The organism is Variovorax sp. V93, assembly GCF_041154485.1.
Taxonomy (GTDB): Bacteria; Pseudomonadota; Gammaproteobacteria; order Burkholderiales; family Burkholderiaceae_C; genus Variovorax; species Variovorax beijingensis_A.
The window spans coordinates 508595-534349 of the sequence record NZ_AP028669.1; the positions used below are offsets into that span (position 1 = coordinate 508595).

General features: G+C 69.5%; 20 protein-coding genes. 11 read left to right on the forward strand and 9 right to left on the reverse strand.

Going from position 1 to position 25755, the window contains the following annotated elements; all coding sequences use genetic code 11:
* Positions 1–111: 111 nt before the first annotated feature.
* Genes dapB through ACAM54_RS02305 form a run of 3 tightly spaced genes read left to right on the forward strand, consistent with a single transcriptional unit; the run spans position 112 to position 2091 of the window.
* Entirely contained in the window at positions 112–876 is a 765-nt protein-coding gene (gene dapB / locus ACAM54_RS02295) for a 4-hydroxy-tetrahydrodipicolinate reductase (protein ID WP_369650936.1), read from the forward strand.
* 7 nt (positions 877–883) lie between these two features.
* Positions 884–1591 carry a MotA/TolQ/ExbB proton channel family protein gene (locus tag ACAM54_RS02300; protein ID WP_369649699.1) on the forward strand — a complete coding sequence of 236 codons (708 nt, stop codon included), beginning with the start codon at positions 884–886 and terminating at the stop codon, positions 1589–1591.
* 20 nt (positions 1592–1611) lie between these two features.
* Positions 1612–2091, forward strand: coding sequence for an ExbD/TolR family protein (locus ACAM54_RS02305; protein WP_369649700.1), 480 nt, complete (start codon positions 1612–1614; stop codon positions 2089–2091).
* Between the two features lie 34 nt (positions 2092–2125).
* Here the strand turns inward: ACAM54_RS02305 and ACAM54_RS02310 are convergent, their stop codons facing one another.
* Positions 2126–3028, reverse strand: coding sequence for a DMT family transporter (locus ACAM54_RS02310; protein ID WP_145742640.1), 903 nt, complete (start codon positions 3026–3028; stop codon positions 2126–2128).
* A gap of 131 nt (positions 3029–3159) precedes the next feature.
* Between ACAM54_RS02310 and ACAM54_RS02315 the strand changes: the two genes are divergently transcribed.
* A complete protein-coding gene (locus ACAM54_RS02315) occupies positions 3160–3603 on the forward strand; it encodes an Lrp/AsnC family transcriptional regulator (protein WP_145742638.1) in 444 nt (147 codons plus the stop codon).
* Positions 3604–3621: 18 nt separating this feature from the next.
* Here the strand turns inward: ACAM54_RS02315 and ACAM54_RS02320 are convergent, their stop codons facing one another.
* The 6 genes from ACAM54_RS02320 to ACAM54_RS02345 form a co-directional block, all read right to left on the reverse strand.
* A complete protein-coding gene (locus tag ACAM54_RS02320; RefSeq protein WP_369649701.1) occupies positions 3622–6105 on the reverse strand; it encodes a glycogen/starch/alpha-glucan phosphorylase in 2484 nt (827 codons plus the stop codon).
* 45 nt (positions 6106–6150) lie between these two features.
* Positions 6151–7638 (reverse strand): glycogen synthase GlgA, encoded by a 1488-nt coding sequence (glgA, locus tag ACAM54_RS02325; RefSeq protein WP_369649702.1) that lies wholly within the window; start codon positions 7636–7638, stop codon positions 6151–6153.
* An 18-nt stretch (positions 7639–7656) separates the two neighbouring features.
* Positions 7657–8970 carry a glucose-1-phosphate adenylyltransferase gene (gene glgC, locus ACAM54_RS02330; RefSeq protein ID WP_369649703.1) on the reverse strand — a complete coding sequence of 438 codons (1314 nt, stop codon included), beginning with the start codon at positions 8968–8970 and terminating at the stop codon, positions 7657–7659.
* An 85-nt stretch (positions 8971–9055) separates the two neighbouring features.
* Positions 9056–11137, reverse strand: a complete 2082-nt coding sequence (gene glgX, locus ACAM54_RS02335) for a glycogen debranching protein GlgX (protein ID WP_369649704.1) — start codon at positions 11135–11137, stop codon at positions 9056–9058.
* Positions 11138–11216: 79 nt separating this feature from the next.
* Positions 11217–13388, reverse strand: coding sequence for a 1,4-alpha-glucan branching protein GlgB (gene glgB / locus ACAM54_RS02340; protein WP_369649705.1), 2172 nt, complete (start codon positions 13386–13388; stop codon positions 11217–11219).
* A gap of 8 nt (positions 13389–13396) precedes the next feature.
* A complete protein-coding gene (locus ACAM54_RS02345; RefSeq protein WP_369649706.1) occupies positions 13397–15067 on the reverse strand; it encodes an alpha-amylase family glycosyl hydrolase in 1671 nt (556 codons plus the stop codon).
* Positions 15068–15208: 141 nt separating this feature from the next.
* Between ACAM54_RS02345 and ACAM54_RS02350 the strand changes: the two genes are divergently transcribed.
* The 3 genes from ACAM54_RS02350 to ACAM54_RS02360 are packed head-to-tail and all read left to right on the forward strand — an operon-like array spanning position 15209 to position 17836.
* The gene (locus ACAM54_RS02350) at positions 15209–16684 is read left to right on the forward strand and encodes an FAD-dependent oxidoreductase (protein ID WP_369649707.1); all 1476 of its coding nucleotides are present in this window, start codon (positions 15209–15211) and stop codon (positions 16682–16684) included.
* Positions 16685–16709: 25 nt separating this feature from the next.
* Complete coding sequence (locus ACAM54_RS02355) at positions 16710–17231, forward strand: CMD domain protein (RefSeq protein ID WP_209503098.1); 522 nt, start codon at positions 16710–16712, stop codon at positions 17229–17231.
* Positions 17228–17836, forward strand: coding sequence for a peroxidase-related enzyme (locus ACAM54_RS02360; protein WP_369649708.1), 609 nt, complete (start codon positions 17228–17230; stop codon positions 17834–17836). Before ACAM54_RS02355 ends, ACAM54_RS02360 begins: the two co-directional genes overlap by 4 nt.
* Here the strand turns inward: ACAM54_RS02360 and ACAM54_RS02365 are convergent.
* Positions 17831–18910 (reverse strand): NAD/NADP octopine/nopaline dehydrogenase family protein, encoded by a 1080-nt coding sequence (locus ACAM54_RS02365; RefSeq protein WP_369649709.1) that lies wholly within the window; start codon positions 18908–18910, stop codon positions 17831–17833. The two genes, ACAM54_RS02360 and ACAM54_RS02365, sit on opposite strands and share 6 nt — an antisense overlap.
* Positions 18903–19880: a Bug family tripartite tricarboxylate transporter substrate binding protein gene (locus tag ACAM54_RS02370; RefSeq protein WP_369649710.1), complete on the reverse strand. Its 978-nt coding sequence runs from the start codon at positions 19878–19880 to the stop codon at positions 18903–18905. Before ACAM54_RS02370 ends, ACAM54_RS02365 begins: the two co-directional genes overlap by 8 nt.
* 160 nt (positions 19881–20040) lie before the next feature.
* Between ACAM54_RS02370 and leuS the strand changes: the two genes are divergently transcribed.
* The 4 genes from leuS (at position 20041) to ACAM54_RS02390 (ending at position 25656) form a co-directional block, all read left to right on the forward strand.
* On the forward strand, positions 20041–22671 hold the full coding sequence (gene leuS / locus ACAM54_RS02375; RefSeq protein ID WP_369649711.1) for a leucine--tRNA ligase: 2631 nt from the start codon (positions 20041–20043) through the stop codon (positions 22669–22671).
* A 20-nt stretch (positions 22672–22691) separates the two neighbouring features.
* The gene (gene lptE, locus ACAM54_RS02380) at positions 22692–23213 is read left to right on the forward strand and encodes an LPS assembly lipoprotein LptE (protein WP_145742613.1); all 522 of its coding nucleotides are present in this window, start codon (positions 22692–22694) and stop codon (positions 23211–23213) included.
* 6 nt (positions 23214–23219) lie between these two features.
* Positions 23220–24293: a DNA polymerase III subunit delta gene (holA, locus tag ACAM54_RS02385; protein ID WP_369649712.1), complete on the forward strand. Its 1074-nt coding sequence runs from the start codon at positions 23220–23222 to the stop codon at positions 24291–24293.
* Positions 24294–24360: 67 nt separating this feature from the next.
* Positions 24361–25656, forward strand: a complete 1296-nt coding sequence (locus tag ACAM54_RS02390; RefSeq protein WP_369649713.1) for a glutamate-5-semialdehyde dehydrogenase — start codon at positions 24361–24363, stop codon at positions 25654–25656.
* Positions 25657–25755: the final 99 nt, after the last annotated feature.

Below are 25755 nucleotides of genomic sequence, written 5' to 3' on the forward strand. Positions count from 1 at the left end.
AATTTCGAAGGCTGAATCCGCGTGACTGAATCCATTTCCACTTCTTCGCACCTTTCCGAGTCTTCCACGCCCCCGCTGCGGCGCATCGCGATCGCGGGCGCCTCGGGCCGCATGGGCCGCATGCTGGTCGAGGCGGTGCGCGAGGCGCCCGATTGCCGGCTGGCCGGCGCGCTCGACATGGCGGGCAGCAACGCCATCGGCGCCGATGCGGCCGCGTTCCTCGGCTTCACGAGCGGCGTGCCGATCGTGGCCGACCTGCGCACCGGCCTCAAGGACGCGCAGGTGCTCATCGACTTCACCCGCCCCGAAGGTACGCTCGCACACCTGGCAGCCTGCCGCGAGCTCGGCGTGCAGGCCGTGATCGGCACCACCGGCTTCAGCGATGCGCAGAAGGCCGAGATCGCCGAGATCGCCAAGGACATCGCGATCATGGTCTCGCCCAACATGAGCGTGGGCGTCAACGTCACCTTCAAGCTGCTCGAAATGGCGGCCAAGGCGCTCTCGACGGGCTACGACATCGAGATCATCGAGGCGCACCACCGCCACAAGGTCGATGCGCCCTCGGGCACCGCGCTCAAGATGGGCGAGGTGATCGCCGGGGCGCTGGGCCGCGACCTGAAGGAGTGCGCCGTGTACGCGCGCGAAGGCATCACCGGCGAGCGCGACCCGTCCACCATCGGCTTCTCCGCGATCCGCGGCGGCGACATCGTGGGCGACCACACCGTGCTGTTTGCGGGCACCGGCGAGCGCATCGAGATCACCCACAAGTCGGCGAGCCGCGTGACCTACGCGCAGGGCGCGCTGCGCGCCGTGCGCTTCCTGGCCGGCCAGAAGGCGGGCCTGTTCGACATGTTCGACGTACTGGGTTTGCGCTGAAAGAACGATGAGCGTCCTCGAACTGCTCACCCACGGAGACGGTGTCAGCCGCTCGGTGGCGGCGCTGCTGCTCGCGATGTCGATAGCAAGCTGGGTGGTGATTCTCTGGAAGGGCTGGCTGCTGCGCGGCGGCACGCGCGATGTGTTGCGCAGCATCGCGGCATTCTGGCAGTCGGCCACGCTCGCCGATGCGCAGCAGCGGCTCCAGGCCTTCGACCGCGCCACGCTGGTGGGGCCGGCCGTGAGCGCCATCAGGAATGCGGCGGCAGCGGCTGCAGGCGATTCCACGCTCGGCGCCACCACCGGCGACCGCAACCAGCGGCTCACGCGGGCGCTGCGCGGCGCGCTGCATGGCGCGCTGCGGCGCCTGCAGTCCGGCCAGATCCTGCTGGCCACCGTCGGCGCCACGGCGCCCTTCGTGGGCCTGCTCGGCACCGTGTGGGGCATCTACGGCGCGCTGTCGGGCATTGCCGGCCAGACCGGCGGCTTCACCATCGACAAGGTGGCCGGGCCGGTGGGCGAGGCGCTGGTGATGACGGCCTTCGGCCTGGCCGTGGCCATTCCGGCCGTGCTGGCCTACAACGTGTTCGGCCGCGTCATCGGCCGCATCGAAGCCGAGCTCGAGGGCTTTGCGCACGACCTGCTCGGCAGCTTCGGCAGTCCGCCGCCGCCGCCCGCGCCGCCGCCCGCGCGGCCCATGCCGGTGTCGGCCTAGCCGAACGGAGCACGCGCACCATGGCCTTCGGTCGCACCTCCCTGGGCAGCAGTGCCGCCGGCGGCGGGCGCGCGACCGGGGCGGGCGGTCAGCGGCCGCTGTCCGACATCAACGTCACGCCGCTGGTCGACGTGATGCTGGTGCTGCTGGTGATCTTCATCATCACAGCGCCGCTGATGGCGAGCTCGATCAAGCTCGACCTGCCGCAGACCGATGCCGGCCAGCCCAGCGACACGCCCAAGTTCGTGAGCGTGTCGGTCGATGCCGCGGGCAAGACCTTCCTCAACGACCTGCCCGTGACCGACGAGGAGCTGGCCGCCCGGCTGCAGAAGGCCGCCGCCGACAGCAAGGACACCGAAGTGCAGCTGCGCGCCGACCAGACCGTGCCTTACGGCAAGCTGGTGGCGCTGATGGGCATTGCGAACAAGGCGGGCCTGAACCGCATCGGCTTCGTGACCGAGGCGCCCGCGCCAGGCCAGCCGCCGCCCGCCCCGCGTTGACGCCCGGGACTCCCGGACGACCTGTCCGATCAGCTCAATCGGGTGCCGATGGCGCGCGCTTCTTCAGGCCCGGCAGCGCCCAGCCGAGTGTCATGCCCGCGGCCGCCAGCAGGATCGCGGCGGCGCCCAGAAGCTGCGCGGGATGCAGCCGCTGGCCGAAAGCCAGGTAGTCCACGCCGATCGCCACCACCGGATAGATGAAGGACAGCGCGCCCGCCGTGTGCGTCGGCAGCTTCTGGATCGCGCCGTAGAGCAGCGTGAAGACCAGCCCGGTGTAGACCACGCCCATGGCCAGGTGCGTGCCCCAGACGCCGGCGTCCTTCGGAAGCCCCGCCAGGTTGGCAAACGGCGCCAGCAGCACGCTGCCCACGCAGACCTGGACCAGCGCGATCAGATGGGGCGGCGTGCCGTCCAGCTGCTTCGCGACGATGGCTGCAATGGCGTAGAAGAACGCAGCTCCCAGTGCCATCAGAATGCCCAGCACATACGAGGCGCCATGGCTGCCGCCGCCCGGCTTGGCCTCGGCAATCAGCAGGACGCCCGCGAACGCGATGCCCAGCCAGGCCAGCTTGGCGGCCGTCAGCCGCTCCGAGAAGAACAGGGCGCCAAGGCCCACCAGCATGAACGGCTGGGTGTTGTAGACCGCCGTGGCGATGGAGATCGACGCATGCGAGAACGACGCGAAGATCAGCAGCCAGTTGAGCACCAGCGCGGCGCCACCCAGCGCCGCCAGCGCAACGACGCGCAGGGTCAGCAGCCGCCTGCGAAGCAGCCCGAGCGCGGCGCACACCGCAACGAGGGTGAGGGCGCCGAAGGCGCAGCGCCAGAACAGCAGGTCGGCCAGCGGCTGGCCGGAGCGGATGACGAACCAGCCGATGGTTCCCGAAATGACCATGGCCGCACTCATCTCGAGCGCGCCCCGCACTTGTCTTTGCATGATCCGGATTCTTGTGAAGCAAGCCTCAGGTTGCCATCGAAGCGCCGCCGGGCCTATGATTTTCCGAAGGGAAAAATCCATTCGAGGCTAAGAAAACAAGGCAAGGCCCCGTTGTCTCCAAAGGATCTGAAATGCTGGACGAGGTCGAACAAAAGATTCTCGAGGTGATGCTGCAGGACGCACGCATCTCGCTGAAAGACCTGGCTGCCCGCGTCGGCATGTCTTCGCCGAGCGTCTCGGAGCGCCTGCGGCGGCTCGAGGAGCGCCGCGTGATCCGCGGCTACACGGTCGAGATCGATCCCAAGGCGCTGGGTTACCAGCTGCAGGCGATCGTGCGCATCCGCCCGTTGCCCGGCCAGTTGCAGGTGGTGCAGAAGCTGATCGAGAACACGCCCGAGTTCGGCGAGTGCGACAAGGTCACGGGCGAAGACTGCTACATCGCGCGCCTGTTCGTGCGCTCCATCGAGCAGCTCGACCAGGTGCTGGACCGCATCGTCGACAAGGCCGAGACGCACACGGCCATCGTCAAGATGCAGCCGATACGCCGGCGCGCGCCGCCCTTGCGCATCGGCTAGCGCCGCATTGCAGCCGACTCAGCCCAGCACCACCGGCTTCGTGTGCCAGATCTCGTGCGCGTACTGCGCAATGGTGCGGTCCGACGAGAACGCCCCCATGCCCGCCACGTTGAGGATGGCCATGCGCGTCCAGGCGTCCGGGTCGCGGTAGAGCGCATCGACCTCGGCCTGCTTCGCGACGTAGCTCGCATAGTCGGCCAGCAGCAGGTAGTGGTCGCCCCAGTTCACCAGTGCGTCGTAGATGCCCTGGTAGCGCGAGGGCTCGCCGGCCGAGAAGGCGCCGTCGCGGATCGCATCGAGCACGCGCTTGAGCTCGGCGTTCTCTTCGTAGATGTCGCGCGGCTGGTAGCCGTGGGCGCGGATGTCGGCCACCTGCGGCGTGGTGTTGCCGAAGATGAAGATGTTCTCCGCGCCCACGTTGTCGCGCATCTCCACGTTGGCGCCGTCGAGCGTGCCGATGGTGAGCGCGCCGTTGAGCGCGAACTTCATGTTGCCTGTGCCCGAGGCCTCGGTGCCCGCGGTCGAGATCTGCTCCGACAGGTCGGCCGCGGGCATGATCACCTCGGCCAGGCTCACGCTGTAGTTGGGCAGGAACACCACCTTCAGCAGCTTGCCCACGCGGCTGTCGTTGTTGATGGTGTGGGCCACGTCGTTGACCAGCCGGATCACGAGCTTGGCCATCTGGTAGGCCGAGGCCGCCTTGCCGGCGAACACCACCACGCGCGGCACGATGTCGACCGGGCCGCCCGCGGCCTGCGCATCGAGGATGCGGTGGTAGCGCGTGACCACGTGCAGCACGTTGAGCAGCTGCCGCTTGTATTCGTGGATGCGCTTGACCTGCACGTCGAACATCGCGTCGGTGTCGAGCACGATGTCCATGTGCTGCTCGATCCAGTTGGCCAGCCGCAGCTTGTTCTCGCGCTTGGCATGGCGGAAGGCGCGCACGAAGGCCGGCTGCGCGGCCATGGGCCTGAGCGCCTCCAGCTGCGAGAGGTCGCGCCGCCAGCCCTTGCCGATGCGCTGGTCGAGCAGCGCCGCCAGCGGCGGATTGGCCTGCGCGAGCCAGCGCCGCGGCGTGACGCCGTTGGTCTTGTTGTTGAAGCGCTCGGGGAAGATCTTCGCGAAGTCGGCAAAGATCGATTGCTTCATGAGCTCCGAGTGCAGGCCCGACACGCCGTTGATCGAGTGGCTCGCGAGCACTGCCACGTAGGCCATGCGCACGCGGCGCTCGCCCGCCTCGTCGACCAGCGAGAGCCGGCGCAGCAGCTCGACGTCGTTGCCGGCCTTCTGCGTCACGGCCGCGAGGAACTTCGCGTTCATGTCGTAGATGATCTGCAGGTGCCGCGGCAGGATGCGCCCGAGCATCTCGACCGGCCAGGTCTCCAGCGCCTCGTGCATCAGCGTGTGGTTGGTGTAGCTGAACACCTTCTGCGTGTGGGCCCAGGCCGCGTCCCAGGCCAGGCCGTGCTCGTCGAGCAGGAGGCGCATGAGCTCGGGCACCGCGAGCACCGGGTGCGTGTCGTTCAGGTGGATGCTGACCTTGTCGGCCAGCTGGTCGAAGCTCTTGTGGTTGCGCAGGTAGCGCCGCAGCAGGTCCTGCACGCTCGCGCTGCAGAAGAAATATTCCTGGTGCAGCCGCAGTTCGCGGCCCGAGGGCGTGGAGTCGTCGGGGTAGAGCACGCGCGAGACGTTCTCGGAGTGGTTCTTGCTCTCCACCGCCGCCATGTAGTTGCCGCGGTTGAAGGCCGAGAGGTCGATCTCCTCGGTGGCGCGCGCCGACCACAGGCGCAGCGTGTTGGTGGCCTGCGTGCCGTAGCCCGGAATGATGGTGTCGTAGGCCACGGCCAGCACGTCGTGGGTGTCGACCCAGTCGGCCGCGCCATAGGGCGCGTTCTTTCCCTCGCGCTTTTGCACGCGGCCGCCGAAGCGCACGCGGTAGTTGACCTCGGGCCGCTGGAACTCCCAGGGGTTGCCGCGGGTGAGCCAGTAGTCGGGTGTCTCGACCTGCTGGCCGTCGACGATGCGCTGGCGGAACATGCCGTATTCGTAGCGGATGCCGTAGCCCATGCCCGGCACGCCGAGCGTGGCCATCGAGTCGAGGAAGCAGGCCGCGAGCCGGCCGAGGCCGCCGTTGCCAAGGGCCGCGTCGGGCTCGCGCTCGGCGAGCGCCGCCATGTCGACGCCGAAGTCGGCCAGCGCTTCGCGCACCGTGTCGTAGAGGTCGACCGCCAGCAGCGCATTGGTGAAGGTGCGCCCGATCAGGAACTCCATCGAGAGGTAGTAGACGCGCTTCAGGTCCTGCGCATAGTTGGCGCGCGTGGTCGCCATCCAGCGCTCGACCAGCTGGTCGCGCACGGCCAGCGCGGTGGCGTGCAGCCAGTCGTCCTGGCTGGCCGCGACGGGGTCCTTGCCGACCGCATAGATCAGCTTGTTGGCGACGGCGCGCTTGAACGCGGCCACGTCGCGGTCGGGATGGTCGTAGGCGAAGTCTTTGATGGTCATGGGCTTCGGTGAAGAGTGGTGGGGTGGTGCGCCGTGGCGCTTCATTCAGGTGCCGGCGGACTCGAGCGCCTGCCGGTAGACCTCGATGTACTGGCCGGCCGCAGTGGCCCAGTCGGCCGGGCGCCGCATGGCATTGCCGCGCACGCGGCGCCAGTCGGGCGCGCGCTGGTAGAGCGCAAAGGCCCGCCGCAGCGCGCGATGGTAGTCCGCGGCGTCGAAGCGGTCGAACACGAAGCCGGTGGCGTCGCCGCTGGCCATGTCCTCGAGCGTGCAGTCGACCACGGTGTCGGCCAGGCCGCCGACGCGGCGCACCAGCGGCAGGCTGCCGTACCTGAGGCCGTACATCTGCGTGAGTCCGCAGGGTTCGAACAGCGAGGGCACCAGCGTCACGTCGCCGCCGCCGAAGAGCTGGTGCGCCAGCGTTTCGTTGTAGCCGATGGTGACGCTGACCGAGCGCGGCGCGGCCGCCGCGCGCTCGCGGAAGGCGTCCTCGAGCCAGGCCTCGCCGCTGCCCAGCAGCGCGAGCTGGCCGCCTTCGGCCAGCAGGGTGTCGAGGCCGCCGAGCACGAGGTGCAGCCCCTTCTGCTCGGTGAGCCGGCTGACCACGATGAACAGCGGCGCGTCGGGGCGCTCGGCCAGGCCGAGCTGGTGCTGCAGCACCGTCTTGCAGCGCGCCTTGCCCGCCATGTGGCGGCCTTCGGGCGTGTGGTAGCCCTGCACCAGCGCGCTGTCGGCGGCCGGATTCCAGACCTGGTCGTCGACCGCGTTGAGGATGCCCGTGAGCACGCCGCCGCGCAGGCGCAGCAGGCCGTCGAGCCCGAAACCCTGCTCGGGCGTCTGGATCTCGCGGGCGTAGGTCGGGCTCACGGTGGTCAGGCGGTCGGCGAAGTAGAGGCCGCCTTTCATGAACGACACCTGCCCGTGGTATTCGAGCCCGTCCATGTGGAACGCCGGCCCGGGCAGGCCGAGGTCGGCAAAGTTCCACGGCGCCGAGATGCCCTGGTAGGCCAGGTTGTGCACCGTGAACACGCTGCCCGCGCGGGTGGCGCCGACCTCCCGCGCGAAGTGCAGGTAGGCCGGCGCCAGCCCCGCATGCCAGTCGTGCGCATGCACGACCTCGGGCTGCCAGGTGGGATCGAGCCCCTGGGCCAGCTGCGCCGCGGCCCAGCCCAGCAGCGCGAAGCGCCGGTGGTTGTCGCCATAGGGCTGGCGCGTGGCGTCTTCATAGGGGTTGCCGGGCCGGTCGTAGAGCGCCGGCGCATCGATCACGTAGGCCGGGATCGGCGCGGCCGCGCCGTCGATCGCGATGCGGCCCGCGCGCAGGCCGAAGCGTTCCGGGCCCCAGGGCGCCGTGAACTCGGCCACCGGCGCGAGATCGCGCACGCCGGCCAGGATGGCCGGGAAGCCGGGCAGCAGCACCCGCGCGTCCTGCCCGGCAGCCATGAGTGCGAGCGGCAGCGCGCCGGCCACGTCGGCGAGGCCACCGGTCTTGAGCAGGGGAAAGAGTTCGGCGCTGACCTGGAGGATTCGCATCGGGAAAGCGGTGCGGCTTCAGGCAGCCAGCAGGCGCTTGAGCATTTCGCGGGTGACCAGCACCACGCCGTTGTCGGTGCGCTCGAAGCGCGCGGCATCGGCCGCGGCGTCTTCGCCGATCACCATCTCGTCCGGAATGACGCAGCCGCGGTCGATCACCACGCGGTTGAGCCGGGCGCCGCGGCCCACTTCGACGTCGGGCAGCAGCACGGCCTCGTTGATGTCGCAGAACGAATGGATGCGCACGCCCGAGAACAGCACCGAGCTGCTGACCTTGGAGCCCGAGACGATGCAGCCGCCCGAGACGATGGTGTTGACCGTCATGCCGTGCCGGCCCTCGCGGTCGAGCACGAACTTGGCCGGCGGCAGCTGCCGCTGGTAGGTCCAGATGGGCCAGTCCGTGTCATAAATGTCGAGTTCGGGCGTGATGGAGGCCAGGTCGAGGTTGGCTGCCCAGAATGCATCAATCGTGCCCACGTCGCGCCAGTAGGCCTTGGCACCGGGCCCGCGCGAGGCGCGCGTGACGCAGGACATGCCGAAGGGATGCGCGAGCGCGCGGCCCTGCGCCACGGCGCGCGGGATGATGTCCTTGCCGAAATCGTGGCTCGAATCGGGGTTGGCGGCGTCTTCCTCGAGCAGCTGGTAGAGGTATTCGGAGTCGAACACGTAGATGCCCATGCTGGCCAGGGCCGTGTCGGGCCGCCCGGGCATGGCGGGTGGGTCGGCCGGCTTCTCGAGGAAGGCCGTGATCTGTCGGCCGTCGTCGATGGCCATCACGCCGAAGGCGGTGGCTTCCATGCGCGGCACCTCGATGCAGCCGACCGTGCAGCCCAGGCCGCGCTCGGCATGGTCCTTGACCATGATCGAGTAGTCCATCTTGTAGATGTGGTCGCCGGCCAGCACCACCACGTAGTCGTGCCTGGTGGAGCGGGTCTGGATGATGTCCAGGTTCTGGAACACCGCGTCGGCCGTGCCGCGGTACCAGTGCTCGTCGCCCGTGCGCTGCTGCGCGGGCAGCACGTCGACCATCTCGTTGAGCTCGGCGCGCAGGAAGCTCCAGCCGCGCTGCAGGTGGCGCATCAGCGAATGCGACTTGTACTGCGTGACCACCGCCATGCGCCGGATGCCCGAGTTCAGGCAGTTCGACAGCGCGAAATCGATGATGCGGAACTTGCCGCCGAAGTACACCGCCGGCTTGGCGCGCCGGTCGGTCAGCTGCTTGAGGCGCGAGCCGCGGCCGCCGGCCAGCACCAGGGCGATGGTGCGGCGGACCAGTTGATGCGCCTGCAGAGGGGCCTGCGGCGCGCTGTTGCTGATGCTGTGGTTGTCCATCCTGTGTCTCCGTTCGTTCGTCGGTTTGTCGTCTTATCGTCAGCGTTTCTGCAGCCAGCCTAGCACCGTGCGGCGCGGCTGGCTTCTACCTTCTTGCAATCCGGATGCTCGAATGAGGGACCTCCACCGTGCCGGCATGGGGCTGCTGCAGCGCGGCGCCGGCATCGGGCGCCGGATCGTCCGTTGCGAGCCGCCACCGCCACGAGCCCGCCGGCAGCCTGAACGGCACGGCCGCCGGCCCCGCATTCACCAGCACCAGCCAGGCGCCCGCCTCCGCCGCCATGGCTTCGAAAAGGATTGCAAGGGCCGTGCCGCCATGCCAGTCGGCCTCTTGCATCGGCTCGCCGTCGGGCCGCAGCCAGCGGATGCCCGGCGCACCCTCCGCCGGCAGCGCCGGCCACCAGCGCGTGCTGCGCAGCGCGGGCGCTTCGCGGCGCAGGGCAACGAGCCGGGCGACGAAGGCGCTCAGGCGCGCTGCTTCGCTCGCGGGATCGTGGGCGCCGATCCAGGCGAGCCAGGTGGTTTCGTTGTCCTGGCAGTAGGCGTTGTTGTTGCCTTGCTGGCTGTGGCCGAGCTCGTCGCCGGCCAGCAGCATGGGCGTGCCCTGCGACAGCAGCAGCGCGGCGAGCAGCGCGCGCTGCAGGCGGCCGCGTTCGGCCTGCACGGCGGGGTCGTCGCTCGGGCCTTCAACGCCGCAGTTGTTGCTCAGGTTGTGCGCATGGCCGTCGCGGTTGTTCTCGCCGTTGGCCAGGTTGTGCCGCTCTTCGTAGCAGAGCAGGTCGCGCAGCGTGAAGCCGTCGTGCGCGGTGATGAAGTTGACGCTCGCGGTGGGCGCGCGGCCGTGGTGGGCGAACTGCGCGCTCGAGGCGGTGAAGCGGTGCGCGAAATCGCCGAGGCCCGCCGCGCCCTCGCGCCCCTGCCGCAGCCAGAAGCCGCGCTGCGTGTCGCGGTAGCGGTCGTTCCATTCGAGCCAGCCCGGTGGGAATTCGCCCAGGCGGTAGCCGCCCGGACCGATGTCCCAGGGCTCCGCGATCAGCAGCGTGCGCGAGAGCACCGGGTCTTGCGTGATGGCCGCGAAGAAGGGCGCGCGCGGGTCGAAATTGCCATCGGCGCCGCGCCCCAGCACCGGTGCGAGATCGAAGCGGAAGCCGTCGACGCCGAGCTCGCAGGCCCAGTGGCGCAGGCTGTCCATGACCAGCTGCAGCACGCGCGGCTCGGCCAGGTTGAGGCAATTGCCGCAGCCGGTCCAGTTGGCGTAGCGCGCGCGGTCGTCGGGGCGCAGGTGGTAGTACAGCGCGTTGTCGATGCCGCGCAGCGAGAGCGTGGGGCCGAACTCGTCGGTTTCGGCGCTGTGGTTGTAGACCACGTCGATCACCAGCTCCATGCCGCGCGCATGCACCGCGTCGGCCATGGCGCGGAATTCGCTGGCCGGCGTGGTGCCGGCGCGGCCGCTCCAGTAGCGCGCCTCGGGCACGAACCAGCCGATGGTGTTGTAGCCCCAGTAGTTGCTCAGGCCCATGGCGAGCAGCCGCTGCTCGTCGGCGCGGTGCTGCACCGGCATCAGGCTCAGCGTGGTGACGCCGAGGCCCTGGAGGTGGTCGAGCACCACGGGCTCGGCCAGGCCGGCATAGGTGCCGCGCAAGGCAGCGGGCACGCCCGGGTGCAGCCGGGTCTGTCCGCGCACATGCAGTTCGTAGAGCACGCGCTCGCCGGCCGGGATGCGGGCATGGCCCGGCGCGGCCGGGCTGCTGCCGGCCGGCGCCACGCGGGCCTTGAGTGCGACGGCGCCGTTGTCGCGCGTGTTGCGCTGGTCCGGATTCGAGGGATCATGTCCGAGGAACAGGTCGCTGCCGTCGTATTTACCGACGATCTCGCGCGCATACGGGTCGAGCAGCAGCCTCGCGGGATTGAAGCGTTTTCCCTCGTGCGGCGCCCACGGGCCGTGAACGCGAAAGCCGTAGACCAGGCCGGCACGCCCGCTCGGCAGCAGGCCGTGCCAGACGCCGTCGGTGAAGGCGGGTAGCCGCAGGCGCTGCTGCTCGTGCTGGCCTGTGCTGTCGAAGAGGCAGAGCTCGACCGATTCGGCGTTCGGGGCGGCGAGGGCGAAGTTCACGCCGTTCGGCGACAGCGTCGCGCCCAAGGGGGAGGGGTTGCCTGGGCTCAGCATGTTGCTGGCCTCTTTGAGGATTTGCTTTCGGGGGCCGGGGCGAGACCCGGTCCCGGGAAAAAAACCAAAGCCAAGAACCTCAAACCAGCACCCACATCACGGTAGCCAGCGGCGGCACGCTGATGACGATCGAATCGGCCCTCCCATGCCACGGAACCGGCGAACTCTCGACCACGCCATTGCCGACGCCGCTGCCGCCATACACCGCGCCGTCGGTGTTGATGGCCTCGCGGTACGCGCCCGCCGCCGGCACGCCGAGCCGGTAGCCGTGGCGCGGCAGCGGCGTGAAGTTGCACACCGCCACCACGAAGGAGCCGTCGCGGGCCCGGCGCACGAAGGCGAACACCGACTGCTCCCAGTCGTCGTGCACCAGCCACTCGAAGCCGGCCCTTTCGGTGTCGAGCTCGTGCAGCGCGGGGAAGTGCCGGTACACGTTGTTCAGGTCGCGCACCAGCCGCCGCATGCCCTGGTGCGGCGCCTGCTCGAGCAGGTGCCAGTCGAGGCTGCGGTCGGCGTTCCATTCCGCCGCCTGGGCGAATTCATTGCCCATGAACAGCAGCTTCTTGCCCGGATAGGCCCAGAGGTACCCATAAAGATTGCGCAGCCCCGCGAACTTCTGCCACTCGTCGCCGGGCATGCGCCCGAACATCGACCCCTTGCCGTGCACCACCTCGTCGTGCGAGAGCGGCAGCACGAAGTTCTCGCTGTGCGCATACATCAAGCCGAAGGTGATCTGCTGGTGGTGGTGCTTGCGGTGGACCGGGTCGATGCCCGCATAGGCGAGCGTGTCGTTCATCCAGCCCATGTTCCATTTGTAGTGGAAGCCGAGGCCGCCGTCCTCGGGCGGCCGCGTCACGCCCGGAAAACTCGTCGACTCCTCGGCCAGCGTGATGGCGCCCGGGCGCTCGACGCCCACCACCCGGTTCATGCGCCGCAGGAAGTCGATGGCCTCGAGGTTCTCGCGCCCGCCATGGACGTTGGGCACCCATTCGCCGGACTTGCGGCTGTAGTCGCGGTAGAGCATGGACGCCACCGCATCGACGCGCAGCCCGTCCACGCCGTAGCGCTCGAGCCAGTACAACGCATTGCCGACCAGGTAGTTGCGCACCTCGGTGCGGCCGTAGTTGAAGATGAAGGTCTTCCAGTCGTTGTGGAAGCCTTCGCGCGGATCGGCGTATTCGTAGAGTGCGGTGCCGTCGAAGCGGCCGAGGCCGTGCGTGTCGGTGGGAAAGTGCGCGGGCACCCAGTCGAGGATCACGCCCAGCCCCGCGGCATGCGCGGCTTCGACGAGATGGCGGAAGTCGCCGGGCGTGCCGAAGCGCGAGGTGGGCGCATACAGGCCGATCGGCTGGTAGCCCCAGGAGCCGTCGAACGGATGCTCGCTGACCGGCAGCAGCTCGATGTGCGTGAAGCCCATGTCGCGCGCGTACGGCACCAGCGTGTCGGCCAGTTCGCGGTAGTCCAGCCATTCATGGCCGTTCTTGCGGCGCCAGGAGCCCAGGTGCACCTCGTAGATGCTCATCGGCGCATGGCGGCCGTTGGCCGCGGCGCGCTCGGGCGGCATCGCCACCGGCGCGGGCAGCGGCGCGACCACGCAGGCGGTCTCGGGCCGCAGGCGCGAGGAGAAGGCGAAGGGGTCGGCCTTGCGCAGCACCTCGCCCTGGGCCGAGAGGATCTCGAATTCGTAGCTGTCGCCCGTGGCCACCTGCGGCGCGAAGATCTCCCACACGCCGCACTCGCGGCGCAGCCGCATCATGTGGCGCCGGCCGTCCCAGTTGTTGAAGTCGCCGACCACCGAGACGCGCCGCGCGTTGGGCGCCCAGACTGCGAAGGCCACGCCCTTGACGCCATCCATCTCGCACAGGTGCGCGCCCAGCCGCTCCCAGGGCCGCAGGTGCGTGCCTTCGGCCAGCAGCCACACGTCGGTGGCGCCCAATACGAACGCAAAGCGGTACGGGTCTTCGAGCCGCGAGCTGTGCGTGCCCCAGTCGACCTGGAACGAATAGCCCAGCAGCGCCTCCGCCGCGGGCACCAGGCCCGCGAAGAGATCGGAGCCTTCCTGCCGCGACAGCATGGCCAGCGGCCAGCCCGTGCGCGTGTGCACCACGGCCACGCTCTGCGCGCCCGGCAGCAGCGCGCGCACCAGCAGGCCGTCGCGCGTCTCGTGCGGGCCGAGCACCGCGAACGGATCGCCGTGCTCGGCGCGCATCAGCGCATGGACTTCGCGTTCGGGCAGCAGCAGGGAAGGCATGTTGTTCTTCACATCGGTTCTTCTTCGCCGGCGGGTCGGCCGAAAAAGACGCCGTACGGCGCCAGCTTCAGCATGCGCCTTTCGGCGCCGGCCTGCAGGGACGACGACGATGACAGCGGATGCCCCGCGAGCGGCTCGAGCGCCTCGCGCAGCGCGATGGACACCGACTCGCCTCCCAGGTTGAAGATGGCCTGCAGCGATTGGTTCCCCTCGCGCCGCTCGAACCACAGCACCGGCTCCGGCGCATCGATGAAGGCGATGCTGCCGGTGCGCAGCAGCGGCTGGGTGCGGCGCCAGCGCAGCAGCGCGCGGCTGAATGCGAGCATCGAGTCGGGATCGGTGGACTGGCGGTCGACCGCCAGCGGCAGGTGGCGGCCGTAGACCGGCAGCCAGGGCCCGCCGGTGGTGAAGCCGGCGTGCAGTTCGTCGGCCTTCCAGGGCATGGGCGTGCGGCAGCCGTCGCGGCCCTTGAACTCGGGCCAGAAGGCGCGGCCGTACGGGTCTTGCAGCAGCTCGAACGGCACCTCGGCTTCGGGCAGGCCGAGCTCCTCGCCCTGGTAGATGCTGGCGCTGCCGCGCAGCGCGAGCAGCAGCGCGAGCCAGAGCCGGTCGCGCCGCGTGTCTTCCGGGCCGCCGCCGCTCCAGCGCGTGGCCACGCGCGGCACGTCATGGTTGGACACGGCCCAGCAGCCCCAGCCGCCCGTCGGCGCGAGTGCGTGGTCCAGCGTCTCGACCTGGTGGCGCAGGTGCCTGGCGCTGTGCTCGGCCGTCAGCAGGCTGAAGCTGTAGGCCAGGTGCAGGCGCTTGCCCAGCTCGGTGTACTGCGCCATGACGGGCGGTGCGTTCTCGTCGCCGACCTCGCCGAGCGCGACCGCGCCGTAATCGTCGAGCAGCCCGCGCAGGCTTTCGAGGAAGCGCAGGTTCTCCATCTGGCTCTTGTCGTAGAGGTGCTGCTGCATGGCATAGGGGTTGTCGGCCCGCACCGTGCTCACCTCGTCCAGCGAGGCGGCGCTGGCCGGCGGGTTGTCGCGCAGCAGCGCGTCGTGGAACTGATGGTTGCAGGCGTCGAAGCGGAAGCCGTCCACGCCGCGCTCGCACCAGAAGCGCACTTCGCCGAGCAGCGCCTGCTGCACCTCGGCGCAATGGAAGTTCAGGTCGGGCTGCTCCTTGAGGAAGCTGTGCAGGTAGTACTGGCGGCGACGCGAATCCCATTGCCAGGCCGGCCCGCCGAACACCGACAGCCAGTTGGTGGGCGGCGTGCCATCGGGCCGCGGGTCGGCCCACACGTACCAGTCGGCCTTGGGGTTGTCGCGGCTCGCGCGGCTTTCGGCGAACCAGGCGTGCTGGTCGGAGGTGTGCGAGAGCACCTGGTCGATGATGATCTTCAGGCCCAGCGCATGGGCGCGCGCCAGCATCTCGTCGAAATCGGCCAGCGTGCCGAAGATCGGATCGACCGCGCGGTAGTCGGCCACGTCGTAGCCGAAGTCCTTCATTGGCGAGCGGAAGAAGGGCGACACCCAGATCGCGTCGACCCCCAGGCTCGCCACGTGTTCGAGCCGCGAGGTGATGCCGGGCAGGTCGCCGATGCCATCGCCGTTGCTGTCCATGAAGCTGCGCGGGTAGATCTGGTAGATCACCGCGCCGCGCCACCATTCGCCATTGCTGTTGTTGCTGCGCATGCTGCCCCTGTGGTCTGAAAATCATTGTGGCATGCGAGATCCGGGCCCGGTCCGTGCATGAGCCTGTCCCGGTCCCGCCTGAAAAGCTTTCTACACTGGGCGGGGTTCCATGCGAGCCCGCCTCCCGTTTCGTTTTGCAAGATGACCATCGACGCCGCTTCCCCCGCCCCATCCTCCCACCCGCAAGGCCTTGCCACGCTCGAGCAGCGGCTCGCCAGGGATCTCGAATGCCTCGGCTGGCCCGCGCGTGCGTGGATGCCGGTTCGCACGCACGGCGGCGAACCCGTGCTGGACGTGGCCATCATCGGTGCCGGCCAGGCCGGGCTGGCGGCCGCGGCCGCGCTGGCCCAGCAGGGCATCCGGGCCGTGGTGTTCGACCGCTCGCCCGCGGGCAGCGAAGGGCCGTGGGCCACCACGGCGCGCATGGAAACCCTGCGCTCGCCCAAGGAGCTGACCGGGCCCGCGCTGGGGCTGCCCGCGCTGACCTTCCGAGCCTGGTTCGAGGCCCAGTTCGGCACCGAAGCCTGGGGCACGATGGACAAGATCCCGCGCCTGCAGTGGATGGACTACCTGCGCTGGTACCGCCGCGTGATGAACGTCGATGTACGCAACGACACGGCCGTCACCGGCATCCAGCCGCTCGCCGATGCGGCGGCGGTGCGGCTCGCGCTGCGCACGCCGGCGGGTGCGCAGCAGGTGCTGGCGCGCCGCGTGGTGCTGGCCACGGGGCGCGACGGGCTCGGCGGCCCCGCGGTTCCGGCCTTCGTCAACGCACTGCCGCGCTCGCAATGGGCCCACTCGTCCGACGAGATGGACTACGGCAAGCTGGCCGGACTGCGCGTGGGCGTGGTCGGCGCGGGCTCGTCGGCCATGGACAGCGCGGCCACCGCGCTGGAGGCCGGCGCGCACAGCGTCGAGCTGCTGATCCGCCGGCCCGACCTGCCGCGCGTCAACAAGGGCAAGGGCGCCGGCGTGCCGGGCCTGACGCAGGGCCACTACGACCTGCCCGATGCATTCAAGTGGCGCATCCGCCACTACATCAATGTGGCCAACGTGCCGCCGCCGCATGGCAGCACGCTGCGCGTGTCGCGCCACCCGAACGCGTTCTTCAATTTCGGCTGTCCGGTGCTTGCGGTCGAGCCGCAGGGCGCGGCAATGCGCGTGGCCACGCCCAGGGGCGACTTCGTGTTCGACTTCCTCGTTGTTTCCACCGGTTTCAAGATCGACTGGCGCTGCCGCCCCGAGTTCGACACCATTGCATCGCATGTGCGAACGTGGAAGGATCGTTTCGTGCCCGCGCCCGGCGACGAAGACCAGGAGCTGGCCGATTCGCCCGATCTCGGGCCGGTGTTCGAATTCCGCGAGCGCGCAGCGGGCCGGTGCCCGGGCCTGGACCGCATCCATTGCTTCTGCTATCCGGCGGCCCTGTCGCACGGCACGGTGTCGGGCGACATTCCCGCGATCAGCGATGGCGCCAGGCGGCTTGCGAGCGGCATGGCCAGCCTGTTCTATCGCGAAGACTTCGAGCAGCACTTCGCCAACCTCGAGGCCTACAGCGAGCCCGAACTGTTCGGCGACGAATGGGTGCCCGCGCCGCCGCCGTCCGAACGCGGCTGAACTCCAGACTTCTTCATCGAAACGCATGACCACTCTTTCCGAATCTTCTCTTGCCCTCGACGTGATCGACGCCACGGTGCCGCTGGTGCCCGGCCACGCCACCCGCCTGCTGCGCCAGCAGCGCGACAAGGTCGTGGCGGCCACGCAGGGCAGCTACGACGCGATGTTCTCGTCCTCGGTCGAAGGCCTGTCGGTGGCCGAGCGCCTGCTGGTCGCGCTGCACGCCTGCAGCGTCTCCAAGGCCGCGACGCTCGCCGCGCACTACCGCGAGCGGCTGCTGGCCGAGGGCGTGGACCGCGAGCTGATCGCGGCCGTGGGCAGCGGCGCGCCGGTGGCCGATGCGCGGCTGCGCACGGTGCTGGCGTTCACCGCCAGCCTGATCGAGCGCCCCATCGAGGGCGACAGGGCCGCGGTGCAGTCGCTGGCCGACGCAGGGCTCTCGACGCCCGCCATCGTCGCGCTGGGCCAGCTGATCGCCTTTCTCTCCTACCAGGTCCGTCTGGTCGCGGGGCTGCAGGCGCTGGCCGCCGTGGAGGTCGCAGCATGAGCAGTACGAACGCGCCGATCCGCATCAAGGGCTTCACCAACGAGGTGCTGAGCTGGAAGCCCTGGCTCGACCCGGTCGACGTTGCCTCGGCCACGCCGGCCCAGCTGGCCGCGCTCGACGAGATGAGCCCGCAGGCGCGCAGCTCGCCGTATTTCCTGGTGCTCGCGCACCAGCCCGAGATGCTGCTGCAGCGCTCCATCGCCTTCAACGCGATCATGTTCGCGCCGGGCGGCATGCCGCGCGCGGAGCGCGAGCTGGGCGCCACGGTGGAGTCGCGCGTCAACGGCTGCGTGTACTGCGCCTCGGTGCATGCGCAGCGCTTCGAGCAGCTGGCCAAGCGCAGCGACGTGATCTCGCAGGTGTTCGAGGAGCCGGCCTCCGCGGGCACCACGGCGCGCGAGAAGGCCATCGTCGAATTCTCGATCCGGCTCGGCGCCGAGCCCGGCAAGGTGTCGGCCGACGATGTGCGAATGCTCAAGTCGGTGGGGCTCAGCGAACTCGAGATCCTCGACCTCGTCCACTCCGTGGCGCTCTTCGCCTGGGCCAACCGGCTGATGCTCAACCTCGGCGAGCCGGTCTTTCCGGGCGCTGCCGCCTCGTCATAGGCGGGCGAGCAGGCCGGCCACGGTTTCGCGGGCCAGGCCCAGCGGCGCCAGCAGGTCGTTGCGCTGCCGGAAGTCGATGCCGCTGACCAGCGAGGCAGCGTCCACGATGGTGCGCGTCGCGGGTGTCGCCACGCCGGCGATGGCGCCGAGCGCTTCGACGAAGGCCAGGCCGTAGGGCATGTCTTCGCTCAGGTAGCGCGTGTCGGTGCGCACGGGGCCGGGCGGTCCGCCGCGCTTGGCATGCAGCTCGGCCGCGATGTCCTCGAGCCGCGCCGATGCCGTGCCGAAGGAGCGCGCGAAATGCTCCTCGATCGGCCCGAGCGCGATGCCGAAGGCGCCGGCCACGGCGCGCCGCTCCCGGTCCAGCGCCTCGATCGCGCGGGCCACGCCGGGCGTCATGCAGTGGTACTGCGGCCAGTTCTCCGCGTGCTCGATGCGGGTCCAGTTGAAGACGGCCAGCGGTCCGTGCGACTGCGGGTTGACGTTCGCGAGCGCGCTGGCGAGCGTGTTGTCCTGCGCGAAGAAGCCGCCGCCGAACAGCGCGGTGCACAGTTCGATGGCGCGCTCGATTTCCGAGCTCGGCAGCGCGGAGACGCCGACCGCCTGGCGCCGCGTCATCACCCTGACCTGCGTGGCGGATTCGCGGCGGGCGGTCAGCACCGTGGTGCCGAAGCTGGCGACCGTCACCCGCTTGCCCGCGCGCCCTGCGCTTTCGTGCAGATAGAGCGACGACAGCGAGGCCATCGAGCTGACGATCACGGTCTGCCCGTCGCGCAGGAAGGGCAGCAGCGCATCCATGACGCGCTTGTGGCCGTTGACCGGCAGGGCGATCAGCAGCACATCCGATGCGCCGCAAAGCTGCGCCGCATCGCCGGCCACTTCGACCGCCACGCGGCAGGGCTGCACGCCGACGGCTTCGAGCGGCTGCGTGCGCAGGGCCTCGGCACCCTGGCCGCCCGGCGACCAGAGCATGGCGCCGTGGCCCGCCTGACGCAGCCACGCCGCGCTGGCCAGGGCGATCGCCCCGGCCCCCGCGATGCCGACGCGCAGGCGCCCTGTCGCAGGCTCAGTCAACCTTGATCCCGCCTTGCTTGATGACCTTCGCCCAGCGCTGGCTGTCCTCCGCGATCACCTTGCCCAACGCCGCGCCGCCGCCGCAGGTGTTCACCGCGCCCAGCTGGGCGAAGCGCTGCCTGGTTTCGGGCAGGTTGCACACCTCGACCAGCGCCGCCGAGAGCTTCTCGATGCTGGCGGCCGGCATGCGCGCGGGCGCCATCACGCCCACCCACACCGGCACGTCCATGCCGGCGAGGCCCGCCGCCTCGGCGACCGTCGGCGGCGTGCCGAGGCTGGGCAGCGCCGCGCGCGAAAAGGTGCCGAGCACGCGGGCCTTGCCGCTCGCGACCATCGGCTCGATGGAAGCGGCGCTGGTCACGATCAGCGCCACCTGGCCGCCCAGCAGGTCGGTCAGCGCCGGCGCCGCGCCGCGGTAGGGCACATGCAGCAGGTTCACGCCGCTCGCCTGGGCCAACAGCGCGCCCGTGAGGTGCGACACCGTGCCGTTGCCGGTGGAGGCATAGGTCAGCTGCCCCGGCTTCGCCTTGGCGTCGCGCAGCACGTCGGCCAGGGTCTTGTAGGGGCTTTCGGCGCGCACGGCCAGGGTCATGGGCGTGTCGCCGACCAGGGCCACGGGCGCGAGGTCTGCCATGGGGTCGTAGGGCAGCTTGGCCTGCAGGTGGGGCGCGATGGTGATGGCGCCGCCGGTGGCCAGCAGCACGGTGGCGTCGTCGGTCGCCTTGGCCACCGCGTCGGCCGCCACGATGCCGCCCGCGCCCGCCTTGTTGTCGACGATCACGCTGCCGCCGAGCTTGTCCGAGAGCTTGGCGCCCAGGTAGCGGGCGATCACGTCCTGCGCCCCGCCGGCGGCGAAGGGCACCACGATGCGCAGCGGCTTGTCGCCGGCCGGCTGCGCATGCAGCGGCATCACGGCCAGGCTGGCGGCGGCCGCGAGGCCCAGGGCGAGGTGTTTCAGGAACAATTTCATGGCATTCCAGGCGGTGCGAAAAATCTGCCGAAGGGTAGGCGTAACCCGCGCAACACGCAGGTTACGTGCCTCAAGTCTAGAGTCTGGCGGCCGGGCGGCCGGCCGGGCGCGATAATCCGCCTTCCCCGGCCGCTCCGAGCCGGGCTCCTGCCGAACCGTCATGAACCCCAGCTACAAACCCAGCGACGTCGAGTCCGCTGCCCAGGCGCAATGGAGCGCCGCCGATGCCTACCGCGTCACCGAGGACGCGAGCCGTAAAAAGTATTACGCCTGCTCGATGCTGCCGTACCCCAGCGGCAAGCTGCACATGGGCCACGTGCGCAACTACACCATCAACGACATGCTCACGCGCTACCTGCGCATGAGCGGCTACAACGTGCTGATGCCCATGGGCTGGGACGCCTTCGGCCTGCCGGCCGAGAACGCCGCACTCAAGAACGGCGTGCCGCCGGCCAAGTGGACCTACGAGAACATCGATTACATGCGCGGCCAGCTCCAGGCCATGGGCCTGGCGATCGACTGGAGCCGCGAGATCGCCACCTGCGATCCCAGCTATTACAAGTGGAACCAGTGGCTGTTCCTGAAGATGCTCGAGAAGGGCATCGCCTACCGCAAGACGCAGGTCGTCAACTGGGACCCGGTCGACCAGACCGTGTTGGCCAACGAGCAGGTGATCGACGGCAAGGGCTGGCGCACCGGCGCTACGGTCGAGCGCCGCGAGATTCCGGGCTACTACCTGAAGATCAGCGACTACGCCGAGGAATTGCTCGAGCACACCCAGCACAAGCTGCCGGGCTGGCCCGAGCGCGTCAAGCTGATGCAGGAGAACTGGATCGGCAAGAGCGAGGGCGTGCGCTTCGCCTTCACGCACGACATCAAGGACGCGGGCGGCCGGCTGATCCAGGACGGCCGCATGTACGTGTTCACCACCCGCGCCGACACCATCATGGGCGTGACCTTCTGCGCCGTGGCGCCCGAGCACCCGCTGGCCGTGCACGGCGCCACGCTTGATCCCAAGGTCGCGGCCTTCATCGAGGAATGCAAGAGCGGCGGCACCACCGAGGCCGAGCTCGCCACGCAGGAAAAGAAGGGCGTGCCCACGGGCCTGACCGTCAAGCACCCGATCACCGAGGAGCAGGTGCCGGTGTGGGTCGGCAACTACGTGCTCATCAACTACGGCGACGGCGCCGTGATGGGCGTGCCGGCGCACGACGAGCGCGATTTCGCCTTCGCCAACAAGTACGGCATCGAGATCATCCAGGTGGTGCTGGTCGACGACGAGCCGCACTTCGACTATCACAAGTGGCAGGACTGGTACGCCGACAAGCAGCGCGGCGTGACCATCAACTCCGACAACTTCAGCGGCATGACCTACAAGGAGGCCGTGGCCGCCGTGGCGCATGCGCTCGCCCAGAAGGGCCTGGGCGAGATGCAGACCACCTGGCGCCTGCGCGACTGGGGCGTGAGCCGCCAGCGCTACTGGGGCACGCCGATCCCGATCATCCACTGCGACGAGCACGGCGCGGTGCCGGTCCCCGAGAAGGACCTGCCCGTGGTGCTGCCCACCGACTGCGTGCCCGACGGCTCGGGCAACCCGCTCGCCAGGCATGAAGGCTTCCACGCCGGCGTGGTCTGCCCCGTCTGCGGCAAGCCCGCGCGGCGCGAGACCGACACCATGGACACCTTCGTCGACAGCTCGTGGTACTTCATGCGCTACTGCGACCCGAAGAACGACCAGGCGATGGTCGCCGAGGGCGCCGACTACTGGATGCCGATGGACCAGTACATCGGCGGCATCGAGCATGCGATCCTTCACCTGCTGTACGCGCGCTTCTGGACCAAGGTGATGCGCGACCTGGGCCTGGTGAAGGTCGACGAGCCCTTCAGCAAGCTGCTCACGCAGGGCATGGTGCTCAACCACATCTACTACCACCGCGACGAGAAGGGCGGCAAGAACTACCACCCGCCGCTGGAAGTCACGCCCACGCTCGATGCGCAGGGCCGCATCGTCGGCGGCGTCGCCGCGGACGGCACCAAGGTCGAATACGGCGGCGTCGGCAAGATGGGCAAGAGCGAACGCAACGGCGTCGACCCGCAGGACCTGATCGAGAAGTACGGCGCCGACACCGCGCGCCTCTACACCATGTTCACCGCGCCGCCCGAGGCCACGCTCGAGTGGAACGACGCGGCCGTCGAGGGCAGCTACCGCTTCCTGCGCCGGGTCTGGAACTTCGGCGTGGCGCAGGCCGACGTGGCCCCGGTGGCGTTCGGCGGCCAGGCCTTCGGCAAGGCCGCGCAGGCGCTGCGCCGCGAGGTGCACACCGTGCTGCGCCAGGTCGACTACGACTACCAGCGCATGCAATACAACACGGTGGTGTCGGGCGCGATGAAGCTGCTCAATGCGCTCGAGGGCTTCAAGCCCGATGGCAGCGCCGGCGATGCCGCCGCGCTGCGCGAAGGCCTGGGCATCCTGCTGCGCTGCCTGTATCCGGCCACGCCGCACATCGCCTGCCAGCTCTGGCAGCAGCTTGGCTATGACAAGGAGCTGGGCGGCCTGCTCGACGCGCCCTGGCCCGTGGTGGACGTGGGCGCGCTGGAGCAGGACGAGATCGAGCTCATGCTGCAGGTCAACGGCAAGCTGCGCGGCGCGCTGCGCGTGCCGGCCGGCGCCTCCAAGGCCGAGATCGAAGCGCTCGCGCTCTCGTGCGACGACTTCGTCAAGTTCGCCGAAGGCGCGCCGGCCAAGCGCGTCATCGTGGTTCCCGGCCGGCTGGTCAACGTGGTCATCTGAACGAAACGATCGATAGAAGCATGAACAATCGCAACGCCCCGCTGCCGCGCCGCGGCTTTCTCCTGGGCCTGGCCACGGCGGGCGCCAGCCTCGCGCTGGCCGGCTGCGGGTTCGAACTGCGCAAGGCGCCGGTGTTCGCGTTCAAGACGCTGTCGGTGTCGGGCAATTCGGAGCTGATCAACCGGCTGCGGCGCGAAATGCGCGCCGCCGGCACCGTGACGCTGGTGCCACCCGAGCAGGCCCAGAGCGCCGACGCGATCCTCGAGATCCTGGGCGAGAACCGCGACCGCATCGTGATCTCGACCAATTCGGCCGGCCTGCTGCGCGAGCTGCAGCTGCAATTGCGCGTTCGCTTCAGCCTGCGCACGCCGGGCGGCAAGATGCTGCTCGCGCCCACCGAGGTGTCGCAGTCGCGCGACCTGAGCTTCAACGAAACCAACGCGCTCGCCAAGGAAGGTGAGGCCGAGCTGCTGTACCGCGACATGCAGGCCGACATCGCACAGCAGATGATGCGGCGCCTCGCGGCCGTCAAGGAACTCTAGGATTCCATGCAACTTGCCAGCGCCCAGCTGGGCTCCCATCTGCAGAAGGGTCTGAAGCCTCTCTACACGATCCATGGCGACGAGCCGCTGCTCGCGCAGGAAGCGGCCGATGCCATCCGCGCCGCGGCGCGCGTGGCGGGCTATACGGAGCGCAGTTCGTACACCGTGGCCGGCGCGCACTTCGACTGGAGCGCGGTGCTCGCGGCGGGCGGCTCGCTCTCGCTGTTTGCCGACAAGCAGATCGTCGAGATCCGCATTCCCTCGGGCAAGCCCGGCAAGGACGGCAGCACGGCGCTGCAGCAGCTGGCCGAGGCGGCGCAAGGCAACGACAGCACGCTCACGCTGGTGATGCTGCCGCGGCTGGACAAGGCCACGCGCACGGGCGCCTGGTTCTCGGCGCTCGAGAACAATGGCGTGAGCCTGCAGGTCGACCCGATCGAGCGCAGCGCGCTGCCGCAGTGGATCGCGCAGCGCCTGGGCCTGCAGGGCCAGCGCGTGATGCCCGGCGACGAAGGCCAGCGCACGCTGCAGTTCTTTGCCGACCGCGTCGAGGGCAACCTGCTCGCCGCACACCAGGAAATCCAGAAGCTCGCCCTGCTGCATCCGGCGGGCGAACTGAGCTGGGAGCAGGTCGAAGGCGCGGTCAACAACGTGGCGCGCTACGACGTCTTCAAGCTCTCTGAGGCCGTGCTGGCCGGCAATCCGCAGCGCGTGGCGCGCATGCTCGACGGCCTGCAGGCCGAAGGCGAGGCCGAGGTGCTGGTGCACTACACGATCGCCGAGGACATCCGCGCCCTGAAGCGCGTGAAGGACGCCATGGCCGCGGGCCGGCCGCTGCCCATGGCGCTGCGCGAGAACCGCATCTGGGGCCCGCGCGAGCGCGCCTTCGAGCGCGTGCTGCCCCGGCTCGACGACCGCATGCTGGCGCGGCTGCTGCGCGCAGCCCATGTGGTGGACGGCATCTGCAAGGGGCTGAAGCAGCCCGACTGGCCGGCCAGCGGCTGGCAGGCGCTGCAGCGGCTGGCGCTGATGCTGTGCCGCGCCTGCAGCAGCGCGCTGGCTGCCGCGCGCCGCGCCTGATCCCTGACGAGCGCAGCCAAAAGGCCTGCGTCAGCCGTGCAGCAGGCCCGCGTGGGAAAATAGCTGCATGAACGCGTTCAACGTCAGCGAGCACATGCAGACCCTCGGCCTGCAGGCAAAAACCGCTGCATTCCTCATGGCCCGTGCGGATGCAGCTACCAAAAACAGAGCATTGAAGGCCCTGGCCAAGCGCCTGCGCGAAGCCGGCCCGGACCTCGCCGAGGCCAACCAGAAGGATCTGGCGCGCGCCACCGCCGCCGGCCTGTCGGCGCCGATGGTCGACCGCCTCAAGCTCACGCCCAAGGTCATCGAGACCGTGGCGCTGGGCTGCGAGCAGCTCGCCGGCATGGCCGACGTGATCGGCGAGATCATCGGCATGAAGCAGCAGCCCAGCGGCATCCGCGTGGGCCAGATGCGCGTGCCGATCGGCGTCTTCGGCATGATCTACGAGAGCCGGCCCAACGTGACCATCGAGGCCGCGAGCCTGGCCATCAAGAGCGGCAATGCCGCCATCCTGCGCGGCGGCTCGGAGGCGATCGAGTCGAACAAGGCGCTGGCGCTGCTGGTGTCCGGGGCGCTGGCCGAGGCCGGCCTGCCGGTGGATGCGGTGCAGCTGGTGCAGACCACCGACCGCGAAGCCGTGGGCCAGCTCATCGCGATGCCCGAGTTCGTCGACGTGATCATCCCGCGCGGCGGCAAGGGCCTGATCGAGCGCATCAGCCGCGATGCCAAGGTGCCGGTCATCAAGCACCTGGACGGCAACTGCCACGTCTACGTGGACGACACGGCCGAGTTCGAGATGGCGCTGCGCATCGTCGACAACGCCAAGACGCAGAAATACAGCCCCTGCAATGCGGCCGAAGGCCTGCTGGTGTCGGCGGCGGTGGCGGAAGACTTCCTGCCCCGGATCGCCGCCATCTTCGCGGCCAAGGGCGTTGAAATGCGCTGCGACCCGGCGGCGGCCCGGATCCTGCGCGCCGACGAGGCGCTGGCCGGCTCGGGCGCAAGGATCGTCGATGCGGTCCCGTCCGACTGGTCCGAGGAATACCTTGCCGCGGTGATCAGCATCAAGGTGGTCGAAGGGGTCGACGAGGCCATTGCGCACATCAACCGCTACTCGAGCCACCACACCGACGCCATCGTCACGCGCGACCACGTGCATGCACAGCGTTTCCTGCGCGAGGTCGATTCGGCCAGCGTCATGGTCAATGCGAGCACACGCTTCGCGGACGGTTTCGAGTTTGGCCTGGGGGCGGAAATCGGCATCAGCACCGACAAGTTCCACGCGCGCGGACCGGTCGGCATCGAAGGGCTGACCTCGCTCAAGTACGTGGTGCTCGGGCAGGGCGAAGTGCGCAGCTGATGCGCCGGAGGCGGGCGGACTGAACCAAGTCCGCTCTACGTAGTCTTGTCATTGGGGCGGCCATCCCCAAATCCTACAATTCCGCTCTACCTTTCAAGT

Coding starts and splice junctions, on each gene's coding strand:
- dapB (WP_369650936.1), top strand. CDS start 112: ATGGGCCGCATGCTGGTCGAGGCGGTGCGCGAGGCGCCCGATTGCCGG.
- ACAM54_RS02300 (WP_369649699.1), top strand. CDS start 884: ATGAGCGTCCTCGAACTGCTCACCCACGGAGACGGTGTCAGCCGCTCG.
- ACAM54_RS02305 (WP_369649700.1), top strand. CDS start 1,612: ATGGCCTTCGGTCGCACCTCCCTGGGCAGCAGTGCCGCCGGCGGCGGG.
- ACAM54_RS02310 (WP_145742640.1), bottom strand. CDS start 3,028: ATGCAAAGACAAGTGCGGGGCGCGCTCGAGATGAGTGCGGCCATGGTC.
- ACAM54_RS02315 (WP_145742638.1), top strand. CDS start 3,160: ATGCTGGACGAGGTCGAACAAAAGATTCTCGAGGTGATGCTGCAGGAC.
- ACAM54_RS02320 (WP_369649701.1), bottom strand. CDS start 6,105: ATGACCATCAAAGACTTCGCCTACGACCATCCCGACCGCGACGTGGCC.
- glgA (WP_369649702.1), bottom strand. CDS start 7,638: ATGCGAATCCTCCAGGTCAGCGCCGAACTCTTTCCCCTGCTCAAGACC.
- glgC (WP_369649703.1), bottom strand. CDS start 8,970: ATGGACAACCACAGCATCAGCAACAGCGCGCCGCAGGCCCCTCTGCAG.
- glgX (WP_369649704.1), bottom strand. CDS start 11,137: ATGCTGAGCCCAGGCAACCCCTCCCCCTTGGGCGCGACGCTGTCGCCG.
- glgB (WP_369649705.1), bottom strand. CDS start 13,388: ATGCCTTCCCTGCTGCTGCCCGAACGCGAAGTCCATGCGCTGATGCGC.
- ACAM54_RS02345 (WP_369649706.1), bottom strand. CDS start 15,067: ATGCGCAGCAACAACAGCAATGGCGAATGGTGGCGCGGCGCGGTGATC.
- ACAM54_RS02350 (WP_369649707.1), top strand. CDS start 15,209: ATGACCATCGACGCCGCTTCCCCCGCCCCATCCTCCCACCCGCAAGGC.
- ACAM54_RS02355 (WP_209503098.1), top strand. CDS start 16,710: ATGACCACTCTTTCCGAATCTTCTCTTGCCCTCGACGTGATCGACGCC.
- ACAM54_RS02360 (WP_369649708.1), top strand. CDS start 17,228: ATGAGCAGTACGAACGCGCCGATCCGCATCAAGGGCTTCACCAACGAG.
- ACAM54_RS02370 (WP_369649710.1), bottom strand. CDS start 19,880: ATGAAATTGTTCCTGAAACACCTCGCCCTGGGCCTCGCGGCCGCCGCC.
- leuS (WP_369649711.1), top strand. CDS start 20,041: ATGAACCCCAGCTACAAACCCAGCGACGTCGAGTCCGCTGCCCAGGCG.
- lptE (WP_145742613.1), top strand. CDS start 22,692: ATGAACAATCGCAACGCCCCGCTGCCGCGCCGCGGCTTTCTCCTGGGC.
- holA (WP_369649712.1), top strand. CDS start 23,220: ATGCAACTTGCCAGCGCCCAGCTGGGCTCCCATCTGCAGAAGGGTCTG.
- ACAM54_RS02390 (WP_369649713.1), top strand. CDS start 24,361: ATGAACGCGTTCAACGTCAGCGAGCACATGCAGACCCTCGGCCTGCAG.